Annotated in this window: 3 protein-coding genes; 2 read left to right on the top strand and 1 reads right to left on the bottom strand. The window is 73.9% G+C overall.

Annotation, left to right across the window (positions count from 1 at the left end; genetic code table 11):
• Positions 1–91: 91 nt before the first annotated feature.
• A complete protein-coding gene (locus tag ACGFX4_RS41230; protein ID WP_393086361.1) occupies positions 92–1,684 on the bottom strand; it encodes an alpha-amylase family glycosyl hydrolase in 1,593 nt (530 codons plus the stop codon).
• A gap of 296 nt (positions 1,685–1,980) precedes the next feature.
• On the opposite strand from ACGFX4_RS41230, the gene ACGFX4_RS41225 reads away from it, so the two are divergent.
• Both ACGFX4_RS41225 and ACGFX4_RS41220 read left to right on the top strand, forming a co-directional pair.
• The gene (locus tag ACGFX4_RS41225; RefSeq protein ID WP_393086359.1) at positions 1,981–4,146 is read left to right on the top strand and encodes a CHAT domain-containing protein; all 2,166 of its coding nucleotides are present in this window, start codon (positions 1,981–1,983) and stop codon (positions 4,144–4,146) included.
• Entirely contained in the window at positions 4,143–5,564 is a 1,422-nt protein-coding gene (locus ACGFX4_RS41220; RefSeq protein WP_393086357.1) for a lipase family alpha/beta hydrolase, read from the top strand. The genes ACGFX4_RS41225 and ACGFX4_RS41220 overlap by 4 nt, the downstream gene beginning before the upstream one ends.
• The last annotated feature ends 91 nt before the right edge of the window (positions 5,565–5,655 follow it).

Below are 5,655 nucleotides of genomic sequence, written 5' to 3'. Positions count from 1 at the left end.
GGCTCCACACCTACAATCACCACCGCGGACACACTGCGCTCAGGGGAAAGCCACCCGCCAGCCGCGTTCCCAACCTCTGGGGTCAGAACAGCTAGAGCTCGAACACCGCGTACGAGAAGCCGTCGGCGTGCACCGTGCCGCCCGGGTCGGTGTGGACGCCGTGCGCGATCAGGGCAGTGCGCGGGACGTGGCGCTGCTCCAGCGCGAAGCGGGCCGGTTCGCGGCGCGGGTTGACCACGACCAGGAAGCGGCCGCCGCGGAGGTAGACCAGGGGGTAGCCGGTGTTGAGGACTTCGAGGCTGCCCTGGGTGCCCAGCGCGGGATGGGTGCGGCGCAGCGCGATCAGGCGGCGGACGACGTGCAGCAGGGAGCCGGTGTCGGCGCGCTGCGCGGCGACGTCGGGCCGGTCGGCGGCGGGGTCGACGGGCAGGTAGAGGCGGTCGGCGGGGGCGGTGGAGAAGCCGGCGTTGGGGCCGGAGTCCCACTGCATCGGGGTGCGGGAGCCGGCCCGGTTGTACCGCGGGCCGAGGACGCTGCCCTCCTTGTCGGGCAGGCCGGGGACGTACCGCATGCCGATCTCGTCGCCGTAGTAGACGGCGGGGACGCTCGGCCAGGTGAGCTGGAAGGCGAACGCGGGGGCGAGCTGTTCGCCGGTGCGCGGGCCGCAGGCGAGCCGGGAGAGGTCGTGGTTGGCGGTGGGGAGGATCGCGTGCCCGCTGCCGGGGGCGTCGGCGAGGGCACCGGCGGTGCGCTGCCAGGCGGCGACGAAGGTCTCCATGCTGCCGGCGCCGTCGGCGTCGAAGTAGCAGGCGGCGGGGGGCCAGGTCTCGTCGACGGTGCCGGTGCCGTTGAACCAGAGGGAGCGCAGCGCGGCGCCGTCGCCGGGGCCGCCGAAGTGCAGGAAGAAGTCGCCGTGGAAGCCCATCGGGACGGAGACGGCGGGGTCGCCCCACTCGGCGAGCAGGATCGCGTCGGGGTGGCCCTCGGCCAGCCAGCCGCGCATCTCGCGCCAGAGCCGGCCGGTCTCGGTGAACCCGGGGTCGTCCTTGACCAGCGAGGACGCCATGTCGACCCGGAAGCCGGACACGCCGGCGGCCAGCCACTGGGTCATGGTCTCGCGCAGTGCGGCCCGGTTGGCGCGCGGCCCCTCGGCGTCGATCGGCTGCCGCCAGGGCTCGGCGGGGTCCTGGCGGGCGTAGCCGTAGTTGAGGGCGGGCTGGCAGTCGAAGAAGTTCGGCCGGTACCAGCCGGTCCGGCGGCCGGGGGAGGCGACGAAGCCCTCGGCGGCCCGGTCGGACCAGATGTAGCGGTGGTCGGCGGGGTCGTCGGCGGAGGCGCGGAACCAGGGGTGCTGGTCGGAGGTGTGGCCGGCGACCAGGTCGAGGACGACGCGGATGCCGTACCGGCGGGCGGCGTCGGTGAGCTTGGCGAGCTCCTCGTTGCTGCCGTAGCGCGCCGCGGTGGTGAGGTAGTCCTGTACGTCGTACCCGGCGTCGCGGAACGGCGAGTCGAAGCACGGCGTGAGCCAGACCGCGGAGACGCCGAGCCAGGCGAGGTACTCCAGCCGCGCGGTGAGGCCCGCGAAGTCGCCGATGCCGTCGCCGTCGGAGTCGGCGTAGCTCTGCGGGTAGATCTGGTACAGCACGGCGTCGGCGGGCCAGTCGGGTCCCGCGGGGTTCGGCATCGGCGGTTGGGTCACGGCGGGGGCCTCCTTGCGGCTGCCGGCTGAGGGTGGGTGCGGGCAGCTGGGCTGCCGTGGTCCACCTTTCCCCCGATCGGGTCCGGTACGCCGCCGGGTGCCGGTCCCGTGGTTCGACTACGGCATGTCCACGCCCGTATTACCAGGTACGCGCCGAGTTGACAGGGGTCGAGTGACATGCGCCACTGAGAAGTAATCGGACAATTCGAGCACCTTGTGCGGGTGTTCGCCACTCGGGCGCGTCCGGACGGGGGTCCGGCGGCACCGAGGAAGAGGGGCCGATGGACGCCGCCACCGTGAAGATCTCCGACCTGCTGGACCGCCCGCCGATCCCGGCCAACCCCGGCCCCGCCGCCGGACCGGACACCCCCGCGCAGCCGCCGGCGGACACCGTCCCGACCCGCAGCCTCACCGTCACCGTGGTCTGGGGCGACCTGGTCGAGCAGCCCGCCGACGTCCACCTCACCGGCCACTACCAGGACGTCGCCCCGGCCGCCGCCGAACTCGCCCTCGACCACGCGATCTCCAGCGGTCCGCGCAACGTGATCACCGAGCACACCCGGCACGGCTGGATCGACGCCGCGCTCGGCGAGGTCACCTACTTCCCGGCCCGCTCCGGCACCGTCCGCTCGGCCGCCGTGATCGGCATGGGCCGGCTCGGCACCTTCACCGAGCGCCGCTCCGTCCAGCTGTACGAGTCGCTGCTCAGCGAACTGCTCGGCCTCGGCCACGTCCGCACCGCCGCCACCGTGCTGGTCGGCTCCGGCGCGGGCAACCTGCAGGTGCCGCAGGTCGCCCGGGCGATGATCGGCGGCTTCGGCGCCGCCCTGCGCGGAGCGGTCGGCGCCCGGGCCGGGGCGCCCGACGGCGCGCCCGTCGCGCTCACCGACGTCTACGTGGTGGAGATCGACCGGTTACGCGCCGCCCAACTGCTGCGCGCCCTCGCCGAGGAGGCACGCCGGGTGCCCGCCGTCCACGTCACCACCGCCCTGGCGAGCGCGCCCGGCGGCGGGCTCTCCCGCTCCTCCGCCGCGGTGTACGCGGTCACCGGCCTGACCCGGCTGGCCCGCGCCGCCGCCACCGCGCCCGCCACCGCCGCCGACGCCCCGGCCGGCGGCAACAGCGACGGCGCGGCGCTCGCCGGCGTGCTCGCCGCGCTGGACCCCGAGGTCCGCGAGCCGATCCGCCGACAGCTCGTCCGACTCGCCGAACTCGACGTCACCGACCTGGCGTTGAGCGTCCGGCCGTCCACCGACCTGTACAGCGGCAGCATGCCGGTCCGGATCTCGGTGCTCTCCGGTGACGGCGGCTTCCGCTGGGCCGCGCTCACCGAGCGCGCCACCGTCCCCGAACGGCAGGTCCCGGTCGACGCCGACCTGCTGCGCCAACTGGTCGCCCGGCTCACCGGACCCACCCTCGACGACGCCGCCACCCTCCCCGACCTGCTCTCCCGGCTGGTCGTCCCGCTGGACTTCCAACGCCTGATCTCCGACGAGGCCTCGCTGGAACTGGAGTTGGACCGGGAGACCGCCGCCGTCCCGTGGGAGTTCCTCACCGACCTCCAGGAGGGTTCCAGCGAACCCCGGGCGCCGCTCGCCGTCCGCACCCCGCTCGCCCGGCGGCTGCGCACCGGCTACGCCCGGGTCGCCACCGACAGCCGGGCCGGCGAACCGCTGCGGGTCCTGGTGATCGGCGACCCCGGCGACCCGGAGAAGGGCATGCAGTTGCGCGGCGCCCGCGAGGAGGCCAAGGCCGTCCACGAGGTCCTGCAGCAACTCGGCGTCCAGTCACGGCTGTTCATCGGCGCCGCGAACGCGCTCCGGGAACCGGGCGCCGAACCCGCCACCCGGCTGGACGTGCTGCGCACCCTGCTGCGCGGCGAGTACCAGATCGTCCACTACTGCGGCCACGGCACCTTCGACGACAGCGGCACCGTCCGGCGTTCCGGCTGGGTGTTCGCCGACGGGCTGCTCAGCGCCCAGGAACTCGCCCAACTCGACCGTCCGCCAAGGATGGTGGTCGCCAACGCCTGCTGGTCCGCCCGGCTCGCCGGCGGCGCCGCGGCCCCCGGTGCGACCGGTGCGGACCCGGTGGCGGCGGAACGCCAGGCGACGCTGATCCCCAGCCTCGCCGACGAGTTCCTGCGGGCCGGCGTCACCCACTACATCGGCGCCGGCTGGCAGGTGCCCGACCAGCAGGGCATCGGCTTCGCCCGGACCTTCTACACCGAACTGCTCGCCCCCCTGATCGGCCGCGCCCCCGGCGGGGTCGGGGACGCGGTCAAGGCGGCCCGCGAGCAGATGTTCAAGACCCGCGACCTGCACCGGTCCGCCACCGACCCCGGCACCCCCGAGCCGCTCGGCTGGAGCGCCTGGGCCGCGTACCAGCACTACGGCGACCCGGCCGACGAGTTCGGCTCGGCGACCCTCCGGGAGAGTCCACGATGAGCAAGATCCCGATGCCCGACGTCCTGGTCCTGCTGCCCGGCATCACCGGCAGCACGCTCAGCCGCAACGGCGTACCGGTCTGGGCGCCCGAACCCGGTGCCGTCGTCAGAGCGCTGATCAGCCTGGGCGGTTCGATCGACGCTCTCGCCCTGCGCCAGGACGACTGGCGGGCCGACGACCTCGGTGACGGCATCGTCGCCGACGGGCTGATGCGCGACATCCACACCCTGCCCGGGCTGTGGAAGATCGACGGCTACACCGCGGTCCAGGACTTCCTCAAGGCCGAGTTCGACATCACCGAGGGCCGCAACTTCTTCCCCTTCCCGTACGACTGGCGCCGCGACAACCGGGCCTCCGCCCGGAAGCTCGCCCACGCCTCGGCCGGCTGGCTGCGCGACTGGCGGCAGTCCTCCGGCAACCAGGACGCCCAACTCGTGCTGATCGGCCACTCGATGGGCGGCCTGGTCTCCCGCTACTTCGTCGAAGCGCTGGAGGGCTGGCAGGACACCCGGGCCGTGGTCACCTTCGGCACCCCGTTCTACGGCTCGCTCAACGTGATCGACTTCCTGGTCAACGGCTTCCGCAAGGGCTTCGGCCCGTTCGCCGTCGACCTCACCGGGATGCTGCGCTCGCTCACCGCGCTGCACCAGATGGCGCCCCTCTACCGCTGCGTCTACCTCGACGCCGACGACAGCGCCCCGCTCACCCCCGCCGCCGCCGGACTGCCCGGCTGGCAGGACGCCTGGTCCACCCACCTCAACGAGTTCCAGGAGGAGATCGAGAAGGCCGCCGCCGCCAACCGGCTCGACCCCGCCTGGGAGACCAACCCGGTCCGCTACCACCCGATCGTCGGCATCGACCAGCCCACCCACCAGAGCGCCAGGCTGGCCGGCGGCCGGGTCACCGCCGAACTCACCCGCGGCGGCAACGACGAGGGCGGCGACGGCACCGTGCCGAAACTCTCCGCCGCGCTCTCCGGCACCGAGGAGGCCCGGACCTTCGTCCCGCAGCTGCACGCCAGTCTGCAGAACGACGGCTCGATGCTCCACCACCTCAAGGGCGTTCTGCAGTCGCTCCACGACATCCGGGTCAGCGACCTGCGGGCCGCCGCCCAGGCCTGGTTCGGCTACCTCGGCGACGACCTCTACCTGCCCGACGAGGAACCCGTCGTCGGCATCACCCTGGAGAGCTCCCTCGGCGAGAGCCAACTCCCGCACCTCGAAGCCCTGGTGACCGTCACCGACCGCACCGCCGGACAGCCCGTCCGGGCGCTCCCGGTCACCCTCACCCGCCGCCCCTCCCGCGTCCCGCTCGGCCCCCTCCCGGCCGGCGCCTACCAACTCACCGTCACCGCCGACGCCGCCGCCCCGCTCACCGACGTCTTCCTGGTCGCCTCCCGCGAGGACCTCGCGGCCTAGGGTCCGTCTTCAAACCCCCGCCTGCGGGCCGCCGCCGGGGCACGCACCTCGACGGCTTCTCCTCAGTCGCCGATGGCCCCCAGCCTTCGGC

This window comes from Kitasatospora sp. NPDC048365 (assembly GCF_043200835.1).
Taxonomy (GTDB): domain Bacteria; phylum Actinomycetota; class Actinomycetes; order Streptomycetales; family Streptomycetaceae; genus Kitasatospora; species Kitasatospora terrestris.
Note: the sequence above shows the minus strand (reverse complement) of the source record. Positions and strands in the feature narration are given on the sequence as shown.